General features: G+C 70.3%; 1 protein-coding gene. It reads right to left on the bottom strand.

Annotated elements, in window-relative coordinates; all coding sequences use genetic code 11:
- Positions 1–26 precede the first annotated feature (26 nt).
- The coding region (locus tag K6I34_RS37190) for an ABC transporter ATP-binding protein (protein WP_229332427.1) at positions 27–1169 on the bottom strand (1143 nt) is incomplete at its 5' end.

The following is a 1169-nucleotide window of genomic DNA, read 5'->3' as shown; positions in this document are numbered from 1 at the left end:
GTCCGGGGCGGGAGCGGTCGAGGTCGTCACGTCCCCTCCCCCGCGTCCGTTCCGGCCTCGAGGCTCTGCGCCGCGTCCAGGCCGAAGCTGTGGCCGGGGTTCCAGTGGAGGACGACCTCGGCGCCGGGGACGAGCCTGCTGTCGCGCTCGATGTTCTGCTCGTAGACGGACAGGCCCGCGGAGACGGGGCTGTCGACGACGTACTGGGTGGAGACGCCGATGAAGCTGGAGTCGGCGATACGGCCGGCGATGCGGTTGCGGCCGTCGGGGATGGTGCCCGCGTCGTCGGCGTGGGTCAGCGTGATCTTCTCGGGCCGTATGCCGACGAGGAGTTTGCCGCCCGCCCGGGCGTCGGTAGTACATCGTGTCGTGGGCAGGGTGAGTTTGGTATCGGAGGCCCGCAGCAGGATGTCGTCGCCGGAGGTGCCGAGGACGTCGGCGGTGATGAGGTTCGAGGTGCCGAGGAAGTTGGCGACGAAGGTGGTGCGCGGGGTCTCGTAGAGGTCGGCGGGGGCGCCCAGCTGCTCGACCCGGCCGCCGTTCATGACCGCGACGGTGTCCGCCATGGTCATGGCCTCCTCCTGGTCGTGGGTGACGTGCACGAAGGTGATGCCGACCTCGGTCTGGATGCGCTTGAGCTCCAGCTGCATCTGGCGGCGCAGCTTGAGGTCGAGGGCGCCCAGCGGCTCGTCGAGGAGCAGCACCTGCGGGTGGTTGATCAGGGCGCGGGCGAGGGCCACGCGCTGCTGCTGGCCGCCGGAGAGCTGGTGGGGCTTGCGGCGGGCGAAGTCGCCGAGCTGGACGAGGTCGAGCATCTCCTCGACCTGCTTCTTGACGGACTTGATGCCGCGGCGGCGCAGGCCGAAGGCGACGTTCTCGTAGATGTCGAGGTGGGGGAAGAGCGCGTAGCTCTGGAAGACGGTGTTGACCGGCCGCTTGTGCGGGGGGAGCGCGGTGACGTCCTGGCCGCCCAGCTCGACACTGCCGGTCGAGGGGTCCTCCAGCCCGGCGATCATGCGCAGGGTGGTGGTCTTGCCGCAGCCGGACGCACCGAGCAGCGCGAAGAAGGAGCCCCCGGGAATGGCGAGGTCGAGCGGGTGCACGGCGGTGAAGGCGCCGTAGCGCTTGCTGATGCCACTGAGGCGGACGTCCGTGCCGCTGGTGCCGAC

The sequence above is a fragment of the Streptomyces sp. UNOC14_S4 genome, from assembly GCF_020740835.1.
GTDB lineage: Bacteria > Actinomycetota > Actinomycetes > Streptomycetales > Streptomycetaceae > Streptomyces.
This window is presented reverse-complemented; position numbering and strand designations above follow the sequence as displayed.